The organism is Anaeromicropila herbilytica, from assembly GCF_016591975.1.
In the GTDB taxonomy this organism is placed as follows: domain Bacteria; phylum Bacillota; class Clostridia; order Lachnospirales; family Lachnospiraceae; genus Anaeromicropila; species Anaeromicropila herbilytica.
The window spans coordinates 763581-785274 of record NZ_AP024169.1 but is presented as its reverse complement, the minus strand read 5'-3'; the positions used below and the strand labels follow the sequence as shown (position 1 = coordinate 785274).

The following is a 21694-nucleotide window of genomic DNA, read 5'->3' as shown; positions in this document are numbered from 1 at the left end:
TGTCATGCAAAAAAACATCTATTATAGAACCTAGTCATAAAAATAGCTCTATTGTCAGTGTTAGTGCGGGTGCAACGCACCTCACACCCCAACACTTGACAAAGAGCCACAAATTGCTTTACATTCCTAGAACGCTTTATATTACATCTTCATACTACTTCGATATATTCTCTTTTATCTTGTTATAAATACTTCTCGCATCTAAACCATATTTCTCTAATAATTTTACCGCTGCTCCTGATTCACCAAATACATCATTAATTCCTATTCTTAATACCTTTGTTGGTAAATTTTCACTTAAATATTCACATACAGCACTGCCTAATCCACCAATAATTGAATGTTCTTCTATAATTACAATATGTCCAGTTTCCTTTGCAGCTTTTAAGATGATATCTTCATCAAGTGGCTTAATTGTATGAATATTAATGACTCTTGCTTCGATTCCTTCCTTAGCTAACTGTTCTGCTGCTTCTAAAGCTGGTACTACGCAAAGACCAGTAGCAACTAAGGTTAGATCTTTACCATCTCGTAACTGAATTCCTCTACCTATCTCAAATTTATAATCAGTAGAATTGTTAATTACTGGTGTAGCAAGTCTTCCAAATCGTAGGTAAACAGGTCCATCATACTCATACGCTGCTCTCACTGCTGCTTTTGCTTCGACATCATCTGCCGGATTGATTACTACCATCCCAGGAATACTTCTCATCAAAGCGATATCTTCATTACATTGATGGGTTGCTCCATCTTCACCAACGGATATTCCCGCATGAGTTGCAGCAATTTTAACATTCAAATGTGGATATCCAATTGAGTTACGAATCTGTTCAAATGCACGTCCTGCTGCAAACATGGCAAATGTACTTGCAAAAGGTACTTTTCCAGTTGTAGCTAATCCTGCCGCAATCCCCATCATATTGGATTCTGCAATACCACAGTCAATGTGTCTATCTGGAAATGCTTTCTTAAATACTCCTGTTTTTGTAGCACATGCCAAGTCAGCATCTAATACCACAAGATTCACATATTTTTCACCAAGTTCAACTAATGCATTACCATAACTATCTCTTGTTGCTATTGTCTTAATTGAGCTATTATCTGACATATTAATCCCCTTTGCACTAATTTATTTTTCTAATTCCTTCATGGAAGCAGCGAATTGTTCATCATTTGGAGCAGTTCCATGCCATGATGCTTGATTCTCCATAAAGGAAACACCTTTTCCTTTTACTGTTTTCGCAATAATTGCAACTGGTTTTCCTTTTACTTCTCTTGCTTCATCAAATGCTACCTTTAGCTGTTCAAAATCATTTCCATCTTCAACATTAATTACATGGAAATTAAATGCTTCAAACTTTTTATCAATTGGATATGGAGAGCATACCTCTTCAATCCTTCCATCAATTTGAAGACCATTATTATCTACAATTACTACTAGATTATCTAATTGTCTAGCTCCAGCAAACATGGCAGCTTCCCAGACTTGACCTTCCTGAATCTCTCCATCTCCTAGAAGAGTATAAACACGATATGACTCATTAGACATCTTAGCGGAAAGCGCCATACCAACTGCAGCTGAGATTCCTTGTCCCAATGAACCACTGGACATATCGATACCAGGAATATGCTTCATATCAGGATGTCCTTGTAGATAAGAACCAATTTGTCGAAGTGTAATAAGGTCTTTTACTGGAAAATAACCTTTCAGAGCTAAAGTAGCATATAATCCAGGTGCAGTATGTCCTTTGGATAAAACAAAACGATCTCGATCTTCTTTCTTTGGATTCGCTGGATCAATATTCATTTCGTTAAAATATAGGTAAGTAAAAATCTCTGTTGCTGACAAAGAACCTCCTGGATGGCCTGCTTTTGCAGCATGAATTGACGTAATAATATTCCTTCGAACTTCATTCGCGATTTTCTGTAATTCAACGGTTACCATAATGAAATTTCCTTTCTTTCTTCTATCAATTATTTTTAGTATTAATATTAGCATTTCCAATTATATTGCTCTAATATGCAGATTTCTAAATAATTCCCAATCATTCTTTTGACTTTTATTTACTATATGGATTACCCAACATATGGTTTATACCCTTCTCCACTCAATTCCAAATATATAGTATAGAATAATTGCAATCATTTCATCTAAATATTCCCGGTATACTTCTGTGCCCTTTGTTACGATAACACTTGTTGATATTTTATTTGCTAATGTAAATGACATCATTGCCATCACTTTATAAGAAGCCCTCTTTTTTACTTTTGGATATTTACTAAGAAACTCTTCAAGTATTGTTACTATCTGCTCATTTCCTTCTTCAAGAATACGAGATAGGTTCTCTATATCTTTTGCAATCACCTGCAGATCTGTAAAAAAACGATCTGATATGATTGCTCTCTCCATTTGCTTATCCACGTATTCCACTATAAATTGAATGATTTCATCTTCCCCTAGATTATTTTCAAGAATATGCTCAAGAACATCAGATATAGCAATTTTCGATTCATCCAAATATTTCTCGACTAGCTCATAATATATATCACCTTTATCTTTGTAATAGTTGTAGAAATTACCAACAGAGATACCGGCAACCTTAGCAATCTCCTTAGTATTGGTATTATAATATCCCTTTTCAGTAAATAATTTAAGCGATGCATTTAAAAGCTTTTCACGACTTTCTACTGTCCTCATCTGGACTTTTCTTGTACTTTTCTCCATATCATATCTTCTTCCTTTTAGAATATGCCCTTAGTTTACTTGCTTTTTATTAGTTTGTCAACTAAAGTGAACTTTAGTTCATTTTAGTGTTGACTTTTTCTTCCAAGGTGATATAATGCAAATATATTGAACTATAGTTCACTTTTTTTAGGAGGCTATCTATGAATTCAACGAAGATTTTTCACAAGAACTTTTTAATATTAATAGCAGGTCAGATTATCTCTCTATTAGGGAATTCTCTGCAACGTTTTGCTCTTTCCCTCTACATTTTAGATATAACTGGTTCTGCTGCAATATTTTCTATCATCTTATCCATATGCATTCTCCCCCAGATTATATTGGCACCTTTTGGCGGAGCTATAGCGGACCGATTCAACAAGAAAAAGATACTAATCATACTTGATCTTGCTTCTGCTCTTGTTCTTATACTCTTTTTACTTATCTCTAATTACAAGAGCCCTATGTTAATCCTAATTGGGATATTAATGTGCCTTTTAGCTACTATACAAAGTATCTATGAGCCTTCAGTACGTGCATGTATTCCAGCTATTGTATCTACTAGTAATTTAACTGCAGCCAATAGTGTTGTTAGTGAAATTTCTGCTATTACAACTCTTCTTGGACCAATAGCCGCTGGCTTTTTGTATGGTTCCTTTGGAATTGATATCATTTTCATTTTAAATATTATTAGTTTTCTTTGTTCAGCAGGCATTGAGTGTTTTCTTATTCTTCCTAATGGTACAAAAGGTTTGGAGAATAATGCTTTTCTAACCTTTGTAAATGACATCAAGGAAAGTATGTCCTATATGATTCATAAGCAAAGATTGATTTTCTATATGGTTTTACTTAGCTCTGCCTTTAACCTTTTCCTTACACCTATTTATACCGTAGGAATCCCATATATTGAGAAAATCTTATTTGGTGTATCCGATGAGCTCTATGGAATATCCGAAGGTTGCATTGGCTTAGGTATGATTACGGGAGCCTTATTAGTTAATATTTTAGCAAAAAAATTTCCACTATCTAAGATACATTACTACTTCGTAGTATTGGTTCTACTTATTGTTGGTATGGGATTTACCACTCTACCATTTCTACATCATACCGGAAGTGTTCCATATATGGCTTATATTATTTTTACCATGATAAGTTTCTTATTTGCAGCATGTCTAGCAAATATTAATATTATATTTATGACTTTTTTACAAGTCGAAACACCACCCTCTATGATGGGAAAGATAATGGCGCTAGTGGCTTCTCTAGCTACTGCTTTTATGCCAATTGGCCAGATTATATTTGGTGCTCTATATGAATATCTTTCAGCAAATGCTTATATCATTTATGTTATTGTTGCGATAATTTCCTTGGCAGCTACTTATTTCATACATCATTTAGTTAATAGTAACCTTTTCATCTCTTCTAAGACCAAAGAACTTTTATCTACCAATAATTAAACTTATTCGATTTGTCTTAAAATGACGCATTCATATCGTACAGATTGAGTGCGTCATTTATCTAAACAATTATATTGTAATATTGCTTGCAATACCAATAATGGCTATAGCAAACAAAACTATTCCAAAAATAAGCATACTAACTCTTGGAGCTTTCTCTATTACATGACCATTCTCACTATCAATATATATTGTTTGCTTAGTTCCAATTGGAAATTTATTTTTTACACTAGAACTGTACTTACTTCTCATATTCTTAATTTTATTATTCATGCTATATTGCAAAATCGGATAATAAGAGACAGACCGCTTGATTAGTTTTGTATCTTTTCTTGCATTGTACCATTGTAATACATCTACAATTGTTGCCTCTACTGCGATCGTTTTTCTATTCTTATTCTTATAATAAGTAGCGATAAGCGAAACTCCAGCAAATAACAATACCATTGCTAATAATAAAGAAGAAATTCCTAATCCATATTTTTGTTCTGCAAATGGCATACATACAATGACTATGCCTCCAAGGATAATACTCCATATTGTAATAAACGAAGCGTCATCACTTTCGGAAATGCTAATATTATTTCTAATTGCATTATTCTTCACTAACTCTACAATATCTCCTTTTTGATACTCACGATGATTATTGACTTTACAACGTTCTATTTGATTATTATTACGATATTCAACCTCAAGCTCGTAGTAATTCTGAATCAGATTTCCGTCTGCATCTCGCTTATCAAAATGCTTACTCTTAATTACAGTTCCTTGGTTTACCATACCTTTCTTTCGCCTATAATAACTTCGCAACATTGTAGTTCCAATCGTAAAGATAAAAACACCAAACAGAATAATAAATAATGATTGTAGCGTAATTTCATTAAATATTCTCATGCCTTTCGTCTCCTTTTACTTTATTTTGCAACAGGTAAGTTATTCTCCAAAAACAGCTTTGTAATCTTCTTGGAATTTTTTAATTCCTGAATCCGTTAATGGATGTTTCGTCATTTGAACAATAACATCATAAGGTACAGTAGCAATATCTGCTCCAGCTAAGGCACAGTCCATTACATGAATTGGATTACGTACACTCGCTGCTATGATTTCTGATTCAATTCCAGATACCGAGAAGATATTTGCTATATCTGAGATTAAATCGACGCCTCTTACACCAATATCATCAAGTCTTCCAAGGAAAGGAGATACATAAGTTGCACCTGCTCTTGCTGCTAGCAATGCTTGATTTGCAGTAAATATTAAAGTTACATTGGTCTTTATTCCTTCTGCTGCTAATACTTTAACTGCTTTTAATCCCTCCACTGTCATTGGAATCTTTACTATCATATTAGGATGAATTGCTGCTATTTCTCTTCCTTCTTTGATCATACCTTCTGCATCTACTGTTGTTGCCTTTACTTCTCCGCTAATTGGCCCATCAACGATTGAGGTAATCTCTTTAATTACTTCTTCAAATTGTCTTCCTTCTTTTGCAATAAGGGATGGATTCGTTGTAACACCACATATTACTCCCATCTCATTTGCCTTTTTAATATCTTCTACTTTTGCTGTATCTAGAAAAAATTTCATTACTTGTCCTCCTATTGTCCGTAATATGCATTTGCGCCATGTTTTCTATAATAATGTTTATCCAGCAACTCTTGTGGAGCAGGTGTAACCTGTGAATTAATAAGTTCACATCTTGCTGCCATCTTAGCTACTTCTTCTAACACTACTGCATTATGAACTGCCTCGAATCCATCCTTCCCCCAGGTAAATGGTCCATGATTCTTACACAAGACTGCTGGCATAGCTTTATAATCATTTTTCATAAATTCTTCTGCGATTAAGATGCCTGTATTTCTCTCATAATCCTTTAATTCTTCTTCGGTTAGATTTCTTACACATGGAATGGCTCCATATAGGTAATCAGCATGGGTTGTACCATAGCATGGAATCTCTCTTCCTGCTTGGGCCCAACTTGTTGCCCATGAAGAATGTGTATGAACAACTCCACCAATTGTAGGAAATGCTCTATATAGTTCAATATGAGTTGCAGTATCTGAGGAGGGCTTATAATTTCCTTCTACTACCTTTCCATTCAGGTCTACAATTACCATATCTTCTGGCTTTAATAACTCATACTCTACCCCACTTGGCTTAATTGCGAAACATCCGCTCTCACGATCAATTTCGCTAACATTCCCCCAGGTAAATGTTACTAGACCATATTTAGGTAGTAGCATATTTGCCTCATACACTCGTTTTTTTAATTCCTCTAGCATATAATCTCTCCTCCTACTGATACTCTTTGAATATTTTATGAAATTCCTTTACTTGTTCTTCAGCATTTTCTCCAAATACTGATGAACCAGCAACAATGTAATCAGCTCCAGCTTCCAAGACCTCTCTTACATTAGTTAATTTTATTCCTCCATCCACTTGAATCTTCACATTTAAGTCATTTTCTAGTATCATTTCTCTTAATTTGCGAATCTTTCTTGTCATGGATGGTATATAAGATTGTCCACCAAAACCCGGATTTACCGTCATTATTAATACTGTATCTACCTCTTCTAAGACATATTCTAATTTCTCTAACGGTGTTGCAGGATTTAATACAACACATGCCCTTGCTCCTGCCTCTTTTATCTGCATGATTGTTCTATGCAAATGCTTACATGCTTCAACATGAACTCCAACAATATTAGCACCTGCCGCAACGATATCCTCAATATATCTTTCTGGATCAACTACCATTAGATGAACGTCAAAGCATAACGAACTCACTTTCCTTATGGACTGTATTACTGGCATGCCTAATGATATACTTGGCACAAATACTCCGTCCATCACATCGATATGAACCATATCAACTCCTGCATTTTCAATAACTTTAAGATTTTTCTCTAAATTTGCAAAATCCGCTGAGAGAATGGATGGAAGTAATTTAATCAAACAATACCACTGCCTTTCTATTTTTAAGTTTATATAAATAAGATTTTCACTTATTCTTAATCATTCCTCTTGTAAAATATACATGGCTACTTCATCTATCTCGCGATTTGTTGCTATAAGAATATCCTTATCCTCATTCACATATCGATAAACATTGGCTGGGCCACAATCTTTGTCTATAATTTGTGACTCATACTTTTTCTCATTTTCATTATAGGTAAATACAATAAGATTTCTTTCGCCTTGTCTATGTCCAACAATTAGTGACGGTTTTCCACAAAGATTACCTCCATAGATTGCATGAGTAAATTCTGCTTTCTTTTCATACTGATATTCTAATTCATAAGTTCCTTTTTTCTTTTTGTAGATACTTATCTGATCACCATGAAAAGGAGAAAGTACAGCTAGTTCCTTTTCTCCGTCATTATCAAAGTCGACTAATACCGCATCACTTGCAGGAGTGCTTAATAATTCTTTTACCTCCCAGTCTGAAGCTTGATTATTCGGCGGTATAAACTGGAATACTCCGCAATCTGCAGAAACTACGCTAGTATCAATACCTTTTTCATTCACGCGGTAATATCCATGATTTTTAAGCATATTGTCTTTGATTACGGTCAATTGTAGCTGATGTTCCTCATCAAATTTGCTTAAGTCATTTGGCAAAACAGCAGCATATACTTTTCCAGGGTTCGACCAATCATCTTTATATTCATGACCAGATTTTAATGTACATGCAATGAGATAATTCACACCACTTCTACTTACGATGTCAAATCGATGTACATGAGGAAGCTCAACTAATGTTCTAACTTCCCAATTTCCTTTATCTATTGGAGTGATAATTACGATTTTTGCTTCTTTTGAATCATTTGGAGAATAAAACTTATGAGTTGCTAAGAATTGCCCATCCGAACCAGGAACTTGAACCATACTCATTACGCCACCAGGTTCGCTAAATACGGTATCTTCTAAGTTACCATCTAAATCAAATAATAGACAGCGATCTACCTTTTCTGCAGCTATAAGAATATGTTCTGTTCCTTTATATGTGAGTGGGGCTATAGAATAACATTTTGATAAATTTGAGATTACTTTTTTTTCTATTTTCATATATGTTACCTCTCTGTCTAATTTTGTTTGTTCAGTATATTACTAAGCATTTTATTTGCAAAGACCAGATCCTCTTCCCATTGTTCATTGCCCGTATACCAAAATTCTGCGACATATTTGCGAACACCTAATTTCCAAGCCACTTCTACTGCTTCTTCAAAATTAACATGTCCAGTTCCAAAAGGTATCTCTCTAAACTTTCCTGGTACCGTCTCTTTTAAATGCATTGCAACTAGATTACCTTTTCCCATATAAAGATCTTCGAGTACATCTGCTTTATATGTAGTCGCTGCATTTGTGATATTACCGATATCTGGATAGACTTTTAGATAGGAAGAACCTACTAAGGTAACATATTTCATTGCTTTTTCAACCGTGTTCATAAATTCGGTTTCCATTGTCTCAAAACCTAATACAACACCTGCTTTTTCAGCCATATTTGCTACAAGCTTTAAATTGCTTAAGAATCGTTTTTTTGTCTCAACACTAGATTCTTCATAATACACATCATAACCTGCTAATTGGATAATTCTTATTCCAAGGTCATCTGCTAACCCAATAGCCTTTTGCATAATCTCCATTCCACGCTTGCATATGGATGGATCATTACTTCCTAATGGATATTTGCGATGTCCACTAAGGCACATGGTTCTGATTGGAATTCCAACCTCAACCATCAGACGTACAATATCAAGACGTTCCTCTTTTGTCATATCGAGTCTGCTTAATTTTTCTTCTGTTTCGTCAATACTTATTTCAACAAAGTCATAACCCGCATTTTTTGCTGCAATTAATTTTTCTTTCCAGCTAAGGAATGATGGCATAGACTTTTCATATAATCCTAATGTGTATGCTTTTTCCATATATGCCTCCATACAATGTAAGACAGCTATGTTAATATAGTAATTTACTAAAACTCTTCTTTATGCACTTGATAAACCTTTACACCTTTATTCCTTATTATATTAAGTACTTCTTCTGGTGCCTTTTCATCAGTAATAAGATAATCAATCTTATCAAGAGCACAACTAGTGAATCCACTCCGTTTACCAATCTTGGTATGATCCGCTAACACATATACTTCTGTTGTTGTATGATTAACCATAATCTCATTGATGCTTACCTCATTCGCAATCTCAGTCATCATTCCTGCATCTGGAGTGATACCAGAACACCCAACAAATGCTTTCTTTGCAAATACGGTCTGAAGACTACGAATTGCATAATCTCCTACCATCGCGTATTTCGGATACCTTAATTCTCCTCCTGTTAAGATTACATTAAGACTTGCTTCATAATCATGGTTCATCACTTTTCCGTTATTTGTTATTGCAGTAACGTTACTACTTTTCACGTATTTTAACATCTGCAATGCATTACGGCTTGTGTTAATAAACAAAGTGTCTTCATCCTCTACCAATGTAGCTGCGAACTGGGCGATTAATCTTCGATAAAGACTTAATTCATCTTCTTCAATTGCTTCAGTTTCTGCCATTACGGCTCCCCCATGAGTTCGTACTAGAAGCTTCTTATCATCAAGATATTGAAGGTCCCTTCTAATTGTAATCAATGATACATTAAGCATCTTCGCTAACTCATTTACTTTAATCTCAGCATTATTATTTATAATGTCTAATATTTGATTTCTTCTATCATCTACACATTTTTGTTCTCTTTTCATAGACTTACCCTATCCTTATATTTTAGTAACTGTTCAGAGCCAACTTCGAAAATGCTACGCATTTCCTCAGTGTGGCGTATCCGCCAAATAATTTTATATAAAAACCTTCTTATGAATGCAAGCATTCAACGCATGTTTTTATATAAATTTGCTTGGCTCTGAACAGTTACATATTTTATTACATTATAGCAGTATCTTAGATTTAAGTCATTCCTATTTTTAGGATATTATGACTGTTCAATGACTATTCAATCACTGTTATTTTTAAATTTAATAACAGCCAGAAATCCTCGAGAATATCTTAAAATAACTGATTGGTTATGGATAATCTATTATTAAGTATATGGGGAGTGTAACATAGTACAAAGGATTGAGAGTTTAGGGATTCTCACTAGCCAATGAGAATCCCCTAATTTAATTACTATATAAGTTACAATTATTGAATCAAACCATGTTCCTTCATTTTTTCTTCAATTTCTTGAGGTGACATAATATTTCTTAAGCCAATTACTTTTGTTCCTTTTGCCTCTGCATCTTTAAAACTACTTAGAAAATTTTGTGCGCAAAATACTACATCATATTGAGAAGCTGCACTTTTACCTTCGGATATTGCACAGTGATGAATCTTTGAAGGAGTAAGACCAACTTTTTTTAGAACTTTCTCCATTGTCATTTTCATCATAAGACTTGAACCAGCACCATTTGCACAACATACTAAAAAAGTTAAATTCTCTTTACTCATATTCCATTCTCCTATTCTAATAGTCTATCAGTTTCTATTAAGCTACCTTCCCTGCTTTCTTTTCCTTATAAGCTTCATAATCTTCTGTAATTAAGAAATATCCTTCTTTGTCTTTACGATATTGTAACTGTGGAATAATTGCTAATACAATGACAATAAGAGCGATACCACCATAGCTTAAATACTTCATTACTCCAGTCATAACTGGCCATACTACTGCCCAATCCCACATTCCTAGATATCCACCGTAAGCTGCCATTCCTACCCAACCTGCGATAATAGCAGATCCAAATACTTGGCATAAGCCTGAGAAAAATGGAAGAATCAATGCTGCTTTTACTCCACCTTTTTCATTTGCAAATACAGCAATTGTAGCATTATCAAAGAATACTGGAACGAATCCACAGATTACAAGCACTGGACTCTTAAGTGCGATTAATAGTGCAATTGCGATAATTTGACCAGCAAAACCTGCTAAGAATCCTAATGGAACAGCATTTGCAGCACCAAATCCATAAATTACAGCACAGTCAACTCCAGGAATAGATCCAGGTAATAATTTATTTGCAATACCTTGGAAAGATTGTGTTAATTCTGTTACGAATGTACGAACACCTAATTGTAAAATTGCTAAATATACTGAGAAGTATAAACATGTTTTAATAACATAGAACACCATACTATCTGTTTCTAACATGAATTTTTGTGCTATTAAGTAATCTTTTCCTAAGATTGTTAGAATAGCTCCAAAGAAGATAAGCATTAGGATTGAAGTACATACCATGTTTTCATTGAAGATAGACATAAATCCTGGCAATTCAACATCTTCTAATTTTTTTACTTCTTTACCATTTTTCTTTTTACCAAATAATTTTTCAGCTAACCAATAGTTAATAGCAATACCAAACATCTGTTGATGCGCCATACAGAATCCAGCACCATCTGTAATCTCTTGACATGGTTTAATTGTTAAATTTGAACCAACTGCCCAGTACATACCTAATACCAATGCCATTACAATTAGTAATTGTAGATTACTCTTTAATAAGAATGGGCAAGCAAACATAATTAACCAATATGCAGTAGCTGCTTGTTGCACTTGAACGTGACCAGTTGTAAATAATGCACGTAATTTTGTAACTTTACTAAAACGAACTAATAAAATGTTTACAATAAATGCAATTAGTAATAGAATCATGGCTTGTCCAAAACCTTTACCAAATACCTCTTCTACTCCGGCTGTAACTGCATTTTGTCCAAAGTAGGGGTCAATAACCATCGCGTCCATATTAAATCGATCTTTTAAACCAACTAATACAGGACGGAAATTAGTTACAAGACCTGATGAACCAACCGTTAATATTAAATAACCTACGATTGCTTTGATTGCTCCTGCTAATACGTCGTACCAAGGCTTTCCAAGTAATATATACCCGATTATAACTATTAGACCTATCATAAAAGCTGGTTGTTGAAGAACATTTGTAGCAAAATAATTCCATATCGTCATCAAGATATCCATAATTTTTTCCTCCCTTGTCTTCTACTCGTTATTATATTTATTGTAAATTGCAAGTAAATCCATCTCATTATTTGCTTCTAGTAGATCAGCAATTAGTTCATCATTCATTAGCATCTCAGATAGCTTTGCCATGTTTTCTAAATGTTGGTCTGGATTACAAGACGCTAGTGTAAAGAATAGTCTTGCATCCTTTTCTTTATCCTCTGGATCAAAGCTCACTGCTTTATTTAGTTTCATAAAACTGATTGCTGTTTTATTAACTCCAACCGCACCCTCCTGGGAATGTGGCATTGCTACATCTGGCATTATTACGATATATGGACCGTATTTTTCAACACAAGCTATAATATCTTCTTTGTAATTCGCTTCAACAGTTCCATCTGCTTCTAATGGTTCACAGCTCATGCGAATAGCATCTTTCCAATCTTTCGCTTCCTCTGCAAACTTATAATGCTTATTATCTACAAATTTTTTTAGCATGTCTTTCCCCCAATCTAATATTTTTTATTATAGTAAAGAACGGAATGGTATATTCTGTGGTGCTTCAAAACAATCTTCAAATCCTCTTCTGTGATGATATGCTTTTTTATCTTTATCTGCTGGATACGTATACTTTCCTCCAACTTCCCAGAAGAATGGATGGAATTTATAATCAAGACGATCTTTCTTCATATCATATAAAACTTTAATCTCGTTTACGTCCGCCATAAAATTGGACCATACATCATAGTGAATTGGAATTACTACTTTACACTGTAATGACTCAGCCATTCTTAGAATATCAATTGATGTCATCTTATCTGCCATACCAATTGGATTCTCTCCATATGAACCAAATGCAACATCTACGTCATAGTCTTTCCCATGTTTTGCAAAATAAATTGAATAATGTGAATCACCACTATGGTATATATTACCTCCTGGAGTTTTAATTAAGTAGTTAACCGCTTTGTCATCCATATCTGTTGGGCATACACCTGTAAGTTCTTCTCTGTCTTCTCCAGTTTTATCTGTTGTTACTAAACAAGTACGGTCAAAGGAATCTAATGCAACTATTTCAATGTCCTTCATTTTAATAACATCACCTGGTTTTACAGTAATACAACGTTCTGCTGGTACCCCCCACTTTTGCCATAACTCAACCGATTTCTTTGGTCCAATAAATGGAACTGGAATTTCCTTTCCATTCTCATCTGTTGTCTTCATATCACTTTGAATTACATGTGCTGCATATTCTACGCTCATATGATCTTGATGATAATGAGTAGCTAATACCGCATCTACTTTTTTAATTCCAAATGGATCAATAACAAATGGAACTGCTCTTAAATTTGGTTGCATTGTTCTTGCTCCACACATATTAGCCATCTGATGTCCGACAGCCATTTTCCCGTTACCATGTGTACGCTTTCCATTACCACACCAGAGATCAATTGTAATATTGCAATCTTGAGGTGTCTTTACCCAGAGTCCAGTACATCCTAACCACCACATTGCTACATTTCCTGGCTCTACTACTTCATTTTCAATCTCTTCGTTTAACCAAGTTCCCCATTCTGGGAAAGTACTCATGATCCAACTTTCTCTTGTAATTTCGTTCACTTTGCTCATATCTTCTCTCCTTTATGTTCGTTTTACGATTGTTTAAATGATTGTTACTTGCTTATGAACATATAATATCATGAATCATAATTTTGCACAAGTATTTTTCATATATATTTATTTTTTTGTAATGTTTGTACTTAATTTCAATACTTTTTTATGCAAATCGTACATTATAAAGTACTTTCCATCCTTAAATTTGAATATTCTTCTATGTTTACATCTTTTTATTATATTATTATAATATTTTTATATGATTGTTTTATATGTTTTATGTTTGTTTTATCAGATTTAAGACTATCTTTCCAGAATTAGAACATTATATACGTTCTAATAAAAGAGTAAAATAAAAGCTTAGCATCTGGAAAATACCAAATGCTAAGCCAATCTTTTTCGTTATATTAATAGCTCTTGCTTGTAATTGCATATTTACTTAAAAAATCTTTCGTTGTAAATTCTGTATCCCTAATATGATCACTAAAATCTTTATCATTTTTTAAAAAATAATCATATCTTAGGACCTGCTTTCTATTATATGTTAATGGATCGTCCCAAGTTAAATCAATGTTGTACCACTTTCCATTTACTTTTACAATATTCCATGCGTGGGATCCTCCCTTTGCATATCCAGTAATAATCTTAGATTTAAGTCCTGCCTCAGTGAATAACCGATATGCTGCTAAGGTATATCCCTGACATACTGCTGTCTTGTTAACAAAAATATCATATGCTGTATATCTAGAATATGTCTCATCGTATATTGCAGATTTAATAATATAGTCATGAATTGCTTTCACTTTTTTGTAGTCGCTTGCATTACTAAGATTTAACTTCTTTAATATGCTCTTCACATTATTGTCAACTTGCTGTTCTTGTGTTGAATTAAGATAATAATCAATGTTATAGGTTAAAGTAGCAGATGAACCAATGATTTCCCATTGAATTCTATAATTTTTATATGAATAAGCTAGATAATCTGCATCTTTCGCTGTTGATGACTTATCAATTGTAATGGCCTTACTTATTAACTTCTGGCTATTCGAACCCATTTTATTCGCCATATCAGCACTAATATTAATTGTAAATTGTTTATCCCTAGCTAATAAATTTTTTCTAATCTCGTTGATAATTTCTTGCTCTGTATTATATGTTTTTGCTTGAACCTTAATCCCACAACCTAATATCGAAACAAGTATTAGAGTAGCAATGATGGATATCCCTTTTTTTCTTAATTTTATATTCATGGCTTTCTCCTTTATCTTTGTAATGATATTAGTATAACATCTAAAGCCTACTCTAAGTCAATATTTAATTCTTTTTTCGTCAAATATCCTTAAATTATTCAAAAAACCTAGGCAATCTTAGTTGCCTAGGTTTAATTAGATTTTCTATTTGATACATTTTATTTAGTTTTTATTACTTCAATAAACCATTATGATAATATGGTTATTTTACAACTATGTTATACGTTACCGTATTAATTGGTGGTGTTTCTTTCTCCCATGGTCTAGAATATGAGAATGTAATTGTATATTCTCCTGCTTTCTTAGCCTTGAATGTCCAGACTTTATCATATGGTGCACCTACTATATTAGAATCTGAATTTGTATTAATTGTATCCTCATTTGTTAATTCCAACCCTTGATGATCTATTTTGTAGGCCCATGAATATCCTGTAGATCCATTTTCGGATAGTATAATATTGAATTCTTCTCCTACTGTTACTGAAGCTTTTGTGTCTTTATTTAAGGTCTCAACACTCAACTCCTCTATTAATTTAACAGAATCGTTGTCTAACTTATAATTCCAAGTATAACCTGTTGATGTATTCTCCATAAGTTTTACGCTGAATTTTTGTCCAACTTGCACTTCATTTACGGCATCCTTTTGTAATATTACAATGTCATTTGCTGATTTACGTTTATTTTTTTTACTGTTATTAGTTTTAATTTTCTTTATAACCTTTATTTGATAAGTTACAGTTTCTTCAGCTTTTACGTTCTGTTCCCAATCCCTTGCATATGAAAATGTAACCTTATATGTTCCAGCTTTAAGAGATTTAAAAGTCCATACTTTCTGAGCTGGAACACCTACTAGATTATTATCTTCAGTTACGCTGTTGCTTTCATCTGCAGATACTAGATTAGAATCTTTTGCATATACTTTTCCAGGGATCGCTGTACTTCCTAATGATAAGCAACATATAGAACACATCGATACTGCAATTATTTTTTTAACTTTTCCTACTTTGTCTACTTTTTTTATTTTTTCTTCTTTTCTCATAATCATTTACCTTTCCTTTTCCAAATTAGCATTTTAGATATATAGCTAGCAATTCTCTGGTTTAATTATTTCATTTTTTATCCATTCACCTATAACACTAATCAGGAACGGAAAAGGTTGCATCTCTTAAAAATATTTTATCTTATTAAAAAGCATCCATTCCTGGATATACACTACTCTCTCCAAGCTCTTCTTCAATACGTAACAATTGATTATATTTTGCTACACGTTCACTTCTGCTTGGTGCACCAGTCTTAATCTGGCATGTATTAAGAGCAACTGCTAGATCAGAAATGGTTGTATCCTCTGTTTCACCTGAACGATGAGATACTATTGCAGTATACCCCGCTTTATGTGCCATTTTAATTGCTTCTAGTGTTTCGGATACGGTTCCAATTTGATTTAATTTGATAAGAATTGAATTACCACATTCTAAATCAATTCCTTTCCTTAGACGTTCCGTATTAGTAACAAATAAGTCATCGCCTACTAATTGCACCTTATTACCCAATTCCTTCGTCATAAACCTCCAGCCTTCCCAGTCTTCTTCATCAAGCCCATCTTCAATTGAATATATTGGATACTTAGTTGAAAGATCCTTCCAATGAGCGACTAGTTGCTCTGATGTGTACTTCATACCACTTTTAGGAAGTATGTATTCTCCTTTACTTTCGCCTTTCCACTCACTTGATGCTGCATCCATGGCTAATACAAAGTCTTTTCCTGCTTCATATCCAGCTTTCGTAATAGCTTCTAGAATAAGTTCGATGGCTTCTTCATCACTTGCAAGATCTGGTGCAAATCCTCCTTCATCACCAACTGATGTAGTTAATCCTCTCGATTTTAATAACGCTGCTAGTGTATGAAATACTTCTGTACACCATCTAAGACCTTCTTTGAAAGTGCTTGCCCCCACTGGCATGATCATAAATTCTTGAACATCCACTGTATTGGCTGCATGTGCTCCACCATTTAAAATATTCATCATTGGTACTGGTAGTCGATTTGCGTTAAGCCCACCAAGGAAACGATAAAGTGGAATATCTAATGATGCTGCTGCCGCTTTTGCAGTCGCAATTGAAACTGCCAGTATAGCATTTGCTCCTAATACTGATTTATCCTTAGTACCATCTGCCTGTATCATTAGCTTATCAATTGCATAAATATCAGATGCATCTGCCCCCACTAAAGTATGATTAATGATTGTATTTATGTTATTTACCGCTTTTAATACGCCTTTTCCACCAAATCTATTCTTATCGCCATCTCTTAATTCCAATGCTTCGAATTCCCCAGTGGAAGCTCCACTAGGTGCTGCACCTCTTCCGATAGTACCATCCACTAGATAGACTTCTGCTTCCACTGTTGGATTGCCTCTAGAATCAATAATTTCACGTCCTATTACCTTTTCAATCTCTAAATAGTTCATATATAAACTTCCTTTCTATATTAATATTGTAGTTAGTCTCTTCTAACTAACTATATTTTAACAGATAATCTAAAATTATGCAATTAATTATCTGATAATTTTTATCAATAACAGAATAATATCAATCAACATTTTAATTATCTATTAATTTTTTATTTAAAAATGCTTCTATCAAAGAAATGTACGTTTAACATATCTTTAGTAGAAGCATTTTTAGATAACCTAACCTCTGAATTTATCAAATTTCAACATACTTATTAACTGAGAAGTTTGAATTATGATAACCTTTGTAACTCTTTCATTAACTCTATATCAGAAGCAGTAAGTTTTATATTGGATTTCAATACCTCACCAGAGGTAGTTGTTATATTCATTTCAATAATTGTTCCTTCTTCAAGCCCCTTATTCTTAACTGCACTTAAGAATTTTGGTAGCATTGGATGATTATTCGTAAAGGTATCCCACGCTTTCTTCATCTTTAATATTTTGGCTGGATTCATAGTACTATTTTCCCCTCTCATATCATTTGGATTTTATATAGCTGCATCATCTATTATGATTATCTTAGGCAACACATTATCTTCATATCAAGATATAACATTTAAAACATGATAATCTTAGCATAAAATATTTCTGAATACAATCTGTTCAATATGTTTCTATGCTATAATCCTCATACATCTTTAATGCAAAAATACTTCCTTCAATAGGACATCAAGAATATATGCCTAATGAAAGAAGTACTTTTTAAGTAATATTGATATCTTTTATAAGTTATTATTAGTTCCTTTAATCAAATATCATACACCCTTATTTTCCTCCTAACCGATAACAAATCATTACTTCCATAAACTGATATTGCTATATCGGCTATCTAGTTCCTTGCTAAACCAACGACCATTTAATACGGTCTTAATCACTGACGCTTTAGCAGCTGATGAGATTGTTGAATCTGCATCCAATGCGTTAAATACTTGATTATAAGATGTAATATCTATATTCTTCATAGTAGCTGATGCTACATTTCTATCAGCATCTAAAACTAACCATTTTGAATTGGTAGTTGTATACTTAGACCAATTTACTTTCTTTGCACTATTTGGATCTCCAACTTTACTCCATAAGAAATCTTTCATATAGTTGTCTGCAATTGTTCCTAGCTGATTCGCTCCAGCAGTTGTATATGCTGTTGGAAAATAAGAACGAAATGCTGAACTTTTATCAATTAAGCTTAAGATAACACCATGATAAGATCCGTACGCCATCTCAGGCCATACCACTCTATCATGACCAAAGTTGCAATCCATTAAATAGATTGGTGACTTATATCCGTTCGCAAGCATACTTTGTGCTGATGCAGTTGTATTAAAATATCCATACATCTGACTTCCATATTTGTTACCGAATGCTTTCGCTGCAGTAAGTTCATCACTTTGAATGCTACCATCGGTATAAGCGCTACCATTGTTAAATGCTGAGAATTCATCTGATCCTGTAATCATAATTACAGGTACTTGATTGTATACTTTCGTTTGGAATCCTTCTTTTGGAATTGTTACTCCATCAGCATATAGATGTGGAAATGCACTCATTCTGATTCCTGCATCACCAATCGCGGCCATTAATCTTTCAGAGGATAATGAATATAGATAATCCTTTACATCACTACCATTTGTCAAAAGCCATGCTTTTCCTTGTTCTAAAGTTGTAACCTTTCCATCTTCAACAGCCATTGGTGCAAGAATGGAAGCAATTTGTGAGGCACTTGTTGTGACATCACTTGTTGTCATTCCACCACTACTAACAATTGCTTTCTGAAATAATCCTTTAAATATAGGTGATATCAACATCACCATTACATCTCTACCACCTGCAGAATGGCCAGATATTGTGATATTATTAGGGTTTCCACCAAATTGTTTGATATTGTCTTTCACCCATTGTAAAGATTTCTGCATATCTAATAATCCATAATTGCCAGTAGAACCTTCTTGTGTCTGCAATGCTGGTAAGCAATTGAAACCTAATAATCCAAGACGATAGTTTACACTTACTACAATACAATCTTGGTTGATTACCATATCGGTTCCAGTAAGATCACCATAAGATGAACCCGTCTGGTTATTGCCACCATGAAAGAATACAAACACTGGTAGATCGGAACGTTTTTCATTTGTCGTATAGATATCTAGATTCAATGAATCTGTTGTTCCTACCACTTTCTTACTAGCAGCTGAATACTGTAAGGCTACTTCTTCCTTCGTGGTACAATCTAATGAACCCTCCCATTTTGTTGGATCTACTGGGTTACTCCATCTTAAATCCCCAATTGGTTCAGCTCCATATGGCACACCATACCAAGTTACATTTCTACCATTTTTAGCACCTTTTACTTTACCAAACTCTGTATTTACTACGGTATTTTGAGCTTCCTTCACCTTAATCGTGTCGGATAATGTAACTTTCTTCTTACCTTTTACTAAAGTTGCAGTTATTTTTGCTGTACCAACTTTCAACGCAGTTACTAATCCAGTCTTTTTACCAACAGTTAGAACTTTTGTCTGGTTCGATTTCCAAGTAACGGTATAACCTGTAGCATCCTTAATAGAAAAAGTAGCAGTATCTCCTGAGACCATTGTTGTTAACCAATTAAGCTTTGTTGGTTTTGTTACTGTACTTGCATCACTCACATTATTAAAACCAAAAACTAACGTAAATACTAGTAATAGAGCTATTATCTTTTTTTGTATCTTCCCCATAAATCTCCTCCTGTTGTGTACAAATCAACGATAGTTTCTTCTCAACTCTTCTTGTTATTCTGTCCTCTTTTGCGCAAATTTTGACTGAAATCAAATGATTAATAAGTTAGATTAATATGCCCGGTACATATTATTAACTTTATACTGAATAAGAGAAATAAAAAAACCAAATACAAAAAAGCATAATTCCCCTAGCTTTTTTGAATTTGGTTTTGCCTGAAATAACAGTAACAATCCTTACTCAATATATTTTTATTATACATTTAGTACAATAATTTGTCAATTATATTATTCAAACTTATCCAATATGCTCAATTTGCAATTCTATGCTACGTTTTTGCATCACATTGAATATATAATAAAGAGTTTACTACTTAACAAGAAGCAGCGGAAGCTGCTGCACTAGCAGCTACTACAGAAGCACAGATTGCAGCTTCTTGAGCAAGAATAATGGAAACTATTCCATTCATTGCTGACGTATTCATTGAATTATTCACCTTCTCATTAACCATATCGCACATTGTCAACATTCCCGCATACATTAGTCTCTGCTTTGCGCCTACTCCTAATGCTCCAAATCCCTTCTTCGTATGAAGGTATTCATCAACCTCGATCATAATCTTTGTTAATTCCGAGAGTTCAATATCAGAATTAGCTAAAACTCCCAATGTGGCTAATTCATAACTAGTTCCATATTTATATCCTCGCTCTTTTAGATTCTGATATAATTCCGTAACCCTGTTACACTTATATTCCACGCTACCTTCTCCAAGTGCTAATACATGACTAAGCGACTGTACAGCATTACCTGAAAAGAACTGTGGTTTTAATATCTCATAGCATTTCTCCATCTCTCTTAAAGCACTTGAATCTTCCATATCGCTAAGAGCAAGAATGGTAGCATAGGTACAATCCTCACTAGAAGTCAGAAAAGGATGTTCTCTTTTCATTAAGTCATAAATACGTCTTGTTCTTTGTGTTATCTGTTGATACCGATCTGGCTCTACCATATCCGCTATCATCATTGCTGATATTGGTAGATATGCACTTGAATAAAAATCTTCTTTAAGAAGTTCATGTATCTTAAGTACTTTATCCATCTTAACTTCTGGTTCTTCATCAAGGGCTAAGAAAGATGCCGTTGCTAATTTAGTTGTTCCCTTAAAATTAGAAAAGAACCCCGTCTTCTTCTTAATAAGTTCTACACTCTGTTTTAACTTCGGTACATCCACCAGAATATCCCTTGACGTGAAAATACTAGCACACATTGGGTGTATATAAAAACTTTCCCATGCAAAGTTTGATTTAATCATATCTCTATTCTTAACCAAAAGTTCACAACGATTCTGTAATGAAGCTTGCATACTAACTTCCTCCCTATTGTCCACGTTGATGCGGACCTATTACATAATAATATATACTCAAACTT

21 protein-coding genes are annotated in these 21694 nt (G+C 33.8%); 1 reads left to right on the top strand and 20 read right to left on the bottom strand.

Annotated features, from left to right (window positions below; all coding sequences use genetic code 11):
• Positions 1 to 154: 154 nt before the first annotated feature.
• The 3 genes from bsdtb5_RS03275 to bsdtb5_RS03265 form a co-directional block, all read right to left on the bottom strand.
• The gene (locus bsdtb5_RS03275; protein WP_271714627.1) at positions 155 to 1108 is read right to left on the bottom strand and encodes a transketolase family protein; all 954 of its coding nucleotides are present in this window, start codon (positions 1106 to 1108) and stop codon (positions 155 to 157) included.
• Between the two features lie 21 nt (positions 1109 to 1129).
• Positions 1130 to 1945 (bottom strand): transketolase, encoded by an 816-nt coding sequence (locus tag bsdtb5_RS03270; protein WP_271714626.1) that lies wholly within the window; start codon positions 1943 to 1945, stop codon positions 1130 to 1132.
• Positions 1946 to 2092: 147 nt separating this feature from the next.
• Entirely contained in the window at positions 2093 to 2725 is a 633-nt protein-coding gene (locus bsdtb5_RS03265) for a TetR/AcrR family transcriptional regulator (RefSeq protein ID WP_271714625.1), read from the bottom strand.
• Positions 2726 to 2886: 161 nt separating this feature from the next.
• Between bsdtb5_RS03265 and bsdtb5_RS03260 the strand changes: the two genes are divergently transcribed.
• The gene (locus bsdtb5_RS03260) at positions 2887 to 4179 is read left to right on the top strand and encodes an MFS transporter (protein ID WP_271714624.1); all 1293 of its coding nucleotides are present in this window, start codon (positions 2887 to 2889) and stop codon (positions 4177 to 4179) included.
• A gap of 69 nt (positions 4180 to 4248) precedes the next feature.
• Here bsdtb5_RS03260 and bsdtb5_RS03255 read toward each other — a convergent pair whose 3' ends face one another.
• From bsdtb5_RS03255 to bsdtb5_RS03175, 17 genes are all read right to left on the bottom strand, one after another.
• A complete protein-coding gene (locus bsdtb5_RS03255; RefSeq protein WP_271714623.1) occupies positions 4249 to 5073 on the bottom strand; it encodes a DUF3592 domain-containing protein in 825 nt (274 codons plus the stop codon).
• A 39-nt stretch (positions 5074 to 5112) separates the two neighbouring features.
• Positions 5113 to 5766: a fructose-6-phosphate aldolase gene (gene fsa, locus bsdtb5_RS03250; RefSeq protein WP_271714622.1), complete on the bottom strand. Its 654-nt coding sequence runs from the start codon at positions 5764 to 5766 to the stop codon at positions 5113 to 5115.
• An 11-nt stretch (positions 5767 to 5777) separates the two neighbouring features.
• A complete protein-coding gene (locus bsdtb5_RS03245; RefSeq protein ID WP_271714621.1) occupies positions 5778 to 6461 on the bottom strand; it encodes an L-ribulose-5-phosphate 4-epimerase in 684 nt (227 codons plus the stop codon).
• Between the two features lie 13 nt (positions 6462 to 6474).
• Positions 6475 to 7134, bottom strand: a complete 660-nt coding sequence (gene rpe, locus bsdtb5_RS03240; protein WP_271714620.1) for a ribulose-phosphate 3-epimerase — start codon at positions 7132 to 7134, stop codon at positions 6475 to 6477.
• A gap of 60 nt (positions 7135 to 7194) precedes the next feature.
• A complete protein-coding gene (locus bsdtb5_RS03235) occupies positions 7195 to 8247 on the bottom strand; it encodes a hypothetical protein (RefSeq protein ID WP_271714619.1) in 1053 nt (350 codons plus the stop codon).
• A 17-nt stretch (positions 8248 to 8264) separates the two neighbouring features.
• Positions 8265 to 9110, bottom strand: a complete 846-nt coding sequence (locus tag bsdtb5_RS03230) for an L-ribulose-5-phosphate 3-epimerase (RefSeq protein ID WP_271714618.1) — start codon at positions 9108 to 9110, stop codon at positions 8265 to 8267.
• Positions 9111 to 9157: 47 nt separating this feature from the next.
• On the bottom strand, positions 9158 to 9928 hold the full coding sequence (locus tag bsdtb5_RS03225; protein ID WP_271714617.1) for a DeoR/GlpR family DNA-binding transcription regulator: 771 nt from the start codon (positions 9926 to 9928) through the stop codon (positions 9158 to 9160).
• A 436-nt stretch (positions 9929 to 10364) separates the two neighbouring features.
• Positions 10365 to 10670 (bottom strand): PTS sugar transporter subunit IIB, encoded by a 306-nt coding sequence (locus bsdtb5_RS03220; RefSeq protein WP_271714616.1) that lies wholly within the window; start codon positions 10668 to 10670, stop codon positions 10365 to 10367.
• Positions 10671 to 10707: 37 nt separating this feature from the next.
• Positions 10708 to 12192 carry a PTS ascorbate transporter subunit IIC gene (locus tag bsdtb5_RS03215; RefSeq protein ID WP_271714615.1) on the bottom strand — a complete coding sequence of 495 codons (1485 nt, stop codon included), beginning with the start codon at positions 12190 to 12192 and terminating at the stop codon, positions 10708 to 10710.
• A gap of 21 nt (positions 12193 to 12213) precedes the next feature.
• Positions 12214 to 12672: a PTS sugar transporter subunit IIA gene (locus tag bsdtb5_RS03210; RefSeq protein WP_271714614.1), complete on the bottom strand. Its 459-nt coding sequence runs from the start codon at positions 12670 to 12672 to the stop codon at positions 12214 to 12216.
• 27 nt (positions 12673 to 12699) lie between these two features.
• Positions 12700 to 13803: an L-ascorbate 6-phosphate lactonase gene (gene ulaG, locus bsdtb5_RS03205; protein WP_271714613.1), complete on the bottom strand. Its 1104-nt coding sequence runs from the start codon at positions 13801 to 13803 to the stop codon at positions 12700 to 12702.
• Positions 13804 to 14195: 392 nt separating this feature from the next.
• Positions 14196 to 15038: a transglutaminase domain-containing protein gene (locus bsdtb5_RS03200; RefSeq protein WP_271714612.1), complete on the bottom strand. Its 843-nt coding sequence runs from the start codon at positions 15036 to 15038 to the stop codon at positions 14196 to 14198.
• Between the two features lie 202 nt (positions 15039 to 15240).
• A complete protein-coding gene (locus bsdtb5_RS03195; protein WP_271714611.1) occupies positions 15241 to 16077 on the bottom strand; it encodes a protease inhibitor I42 family protein in 837 nt (278 codons plus the stop codon).
• Positions 16078 to 16222: 145 nt separating this feature from the next.
• Complete coding sequence (eno, locus tag bsdtb5_RS03190) at positions 16223 to 17506, bottom strand: phosphopyruvate hydratase (RefSeq protein ID WP_271714610.1); 1284 nt, start codon at positions 17504 to 17506, stop codon at positions 16223 to 16225.
• 275 nt (positions 17507 to 17781) lie between these two features.
• Entirely contained in the window at positions 17782 to 18006 is a 225-nt protein-coding gene (locus bsdtb5_RS03185) for a hypothetical protein (protein ID WP_271714609.1), read from the bottom strand.
• 339 nt (positions 18007 to 18345) lie between these two features.
• Positions 18346 to 20265, bottom strand: coding sequence for a carboxylesterase family protein (locus tag bsdtb5_RS03180; protein WP_271714608.1), 1920 nt, complete (start codon positions 20263 to 20265; stop codon positions 18346 to 18348).
• A 374-nt stretch (positions 20266 to 20639) separates the two neighbouring features.
• Positions 20640 to 21629, bottom strand: coding sequence for a DUF4003 family protein (locus bsdtb5_RS03175; protein WP_271714607.1), 990 nt, complete (start codon positions 21627 to 21629; stop codon positions 20640 to 20642).
• Between the last annotated feature and the right edge of the window lie 65 nt (positions 21630 to 21694).

Bases quoted from the DNA above. Each gene is read 5' to 3' on its own strand.
- bsdtb5_RS03180 (WP_271714608.1), bottom strand. From the start codon at position 20,265: ATGGGGAAGATACAAAAAAAGATAATAGCTCTATTACTAGTATTTACG.
- bsdtb5_RS03260 (WP_271714624.1), top strand. From the start codon at position 2,887: ATGAATTCAACGAAGATTTTTCACAAGAACTTTTTAATATTAATAGCA.
- eno (WP_271714610.1), bottom strand. From the start codon at position 17,506: ATGAACTATTTAGAGATTGAAAAGGTAATAGGACGTGAAATTATTGAT.
- bsdtb5_RS03210 (WP_271714614.1), bottom strand. From the start codon at position 12,672: ATGCTAAAAAAATTTGTAGATAATAAGCATTATAAGTTTGCAGAGGAA.
- bsdtb5_RS03225 (WP_271714617.1), bottom strand. From the start codon at position 9,928: ATGAAAAGAGAACAAAAATGTGTAGATGATAGAAGAAATCAAATATTA.
- ulaG (WP_271714613.1), bottom strand. From the start codon at position 13,803: ATGAGCAAAGTGAACGAAATTACAAGAGAAAGTTGGATCATGAGTACT.
- bsdtb5_RS03275 (WP_271714627.1), bottom strand. From the start codon at position 1,108: ATGTCAGATAATAGCTCAATTAAGACAATAGCAACAAGAGATAGTTAT.
- fsa (WP_271714622.1), bottom strand. From the start codon at position 5,766: ATGAAATTTTTTCTAGATACAGCAAAAGTAGAAGATATTAAAAAGGCA.
- bsdtb5_RS03255 (WP_271714623.1), bottom strand. From the start codon at position 5,073: ATGAGAATATTTAATGAAATTACGCTACAATCATTATTTATTATTCTG.
- bsdtb5_RS03195 (WP_271714611.1), bottom strand. From the start codon at position 16,077: ATGAGAAAAGAAGAAAAAATAAAAAAAGTAGACAAAGTAGGAAAAGTT.
- bsdtb5_RS03200 (WP_271714612.1), bottom strand. From the start codon at position 15,038: ATGAATATAAAATTAAGAAAAAAAGGGATATCCATCATTGCTACTCTA.
- bsdtb5_RS03270 (WP_271714626.1), bottom strand. From the start codon at position 1,945: ATGGTAACCGTTGAATTACAGAAAATCGCGAATGAAGTTCGAAGGAAT.
- bsdtb5_RS03230 (WP_271714618.1), bottom strand. From the start codon at position 9,110: ATGGAAAAAGCATACACATTAGGATTATATGAAAAGTCTATGCCATCA.
- bsdtb5_RS03175 (WP_271714607.1), bottom strand. From the start codon at position 21,629: ATGCAAGCTTCATTACAGAATCGTTGTGAACTTTTGGTTAAGAATAGA.
- bsdtb5_RS03220 (WP_271714616.1), bottom strand. From the start codon at position 10,670: ATGAGTAAAGAGAATTTAACTTTTTTAGTATGTTGTGCAAATGGTGCT.
- bsdtb5_RS03245 (WP_271714621.1), bottom strand. From the start codon at position 6,461: ATGCTAGAGGAATTAAAAAAACGAGTGTATGAGGCAAATATGCTACTA.
- bsdtb5_RS03185 (WP_271714609.1), bottom strand. From the start codon at position 18,006: ATGAATCCAGCCAAAATATTAAAGATGAAGAAAGCGTGGGATACCTTT.
- bsdtb5_RS03215 (WP_271714615.1), bottom strand. From the start codon at position 12,192: ATGGATATCTTGATGACGATATGGAATTATTTTGCTACAAATGTTCTT.
- bsdtb5_RS03235 (WP_271714619.1), bottom strand. From the start codon at position 8,247: ATGAAAATAGAAAAAAAAGTAATCTCAAATTTATCAAAATGTTATTCT.
- bsdtb5_RS03265 (WP_271714625.1), bottom strand. From the start codon at position 2,725: ATGGAGAAAAGTACAAGAAAAGTCCAGATGAGGACAGTAGAAAGTCGT.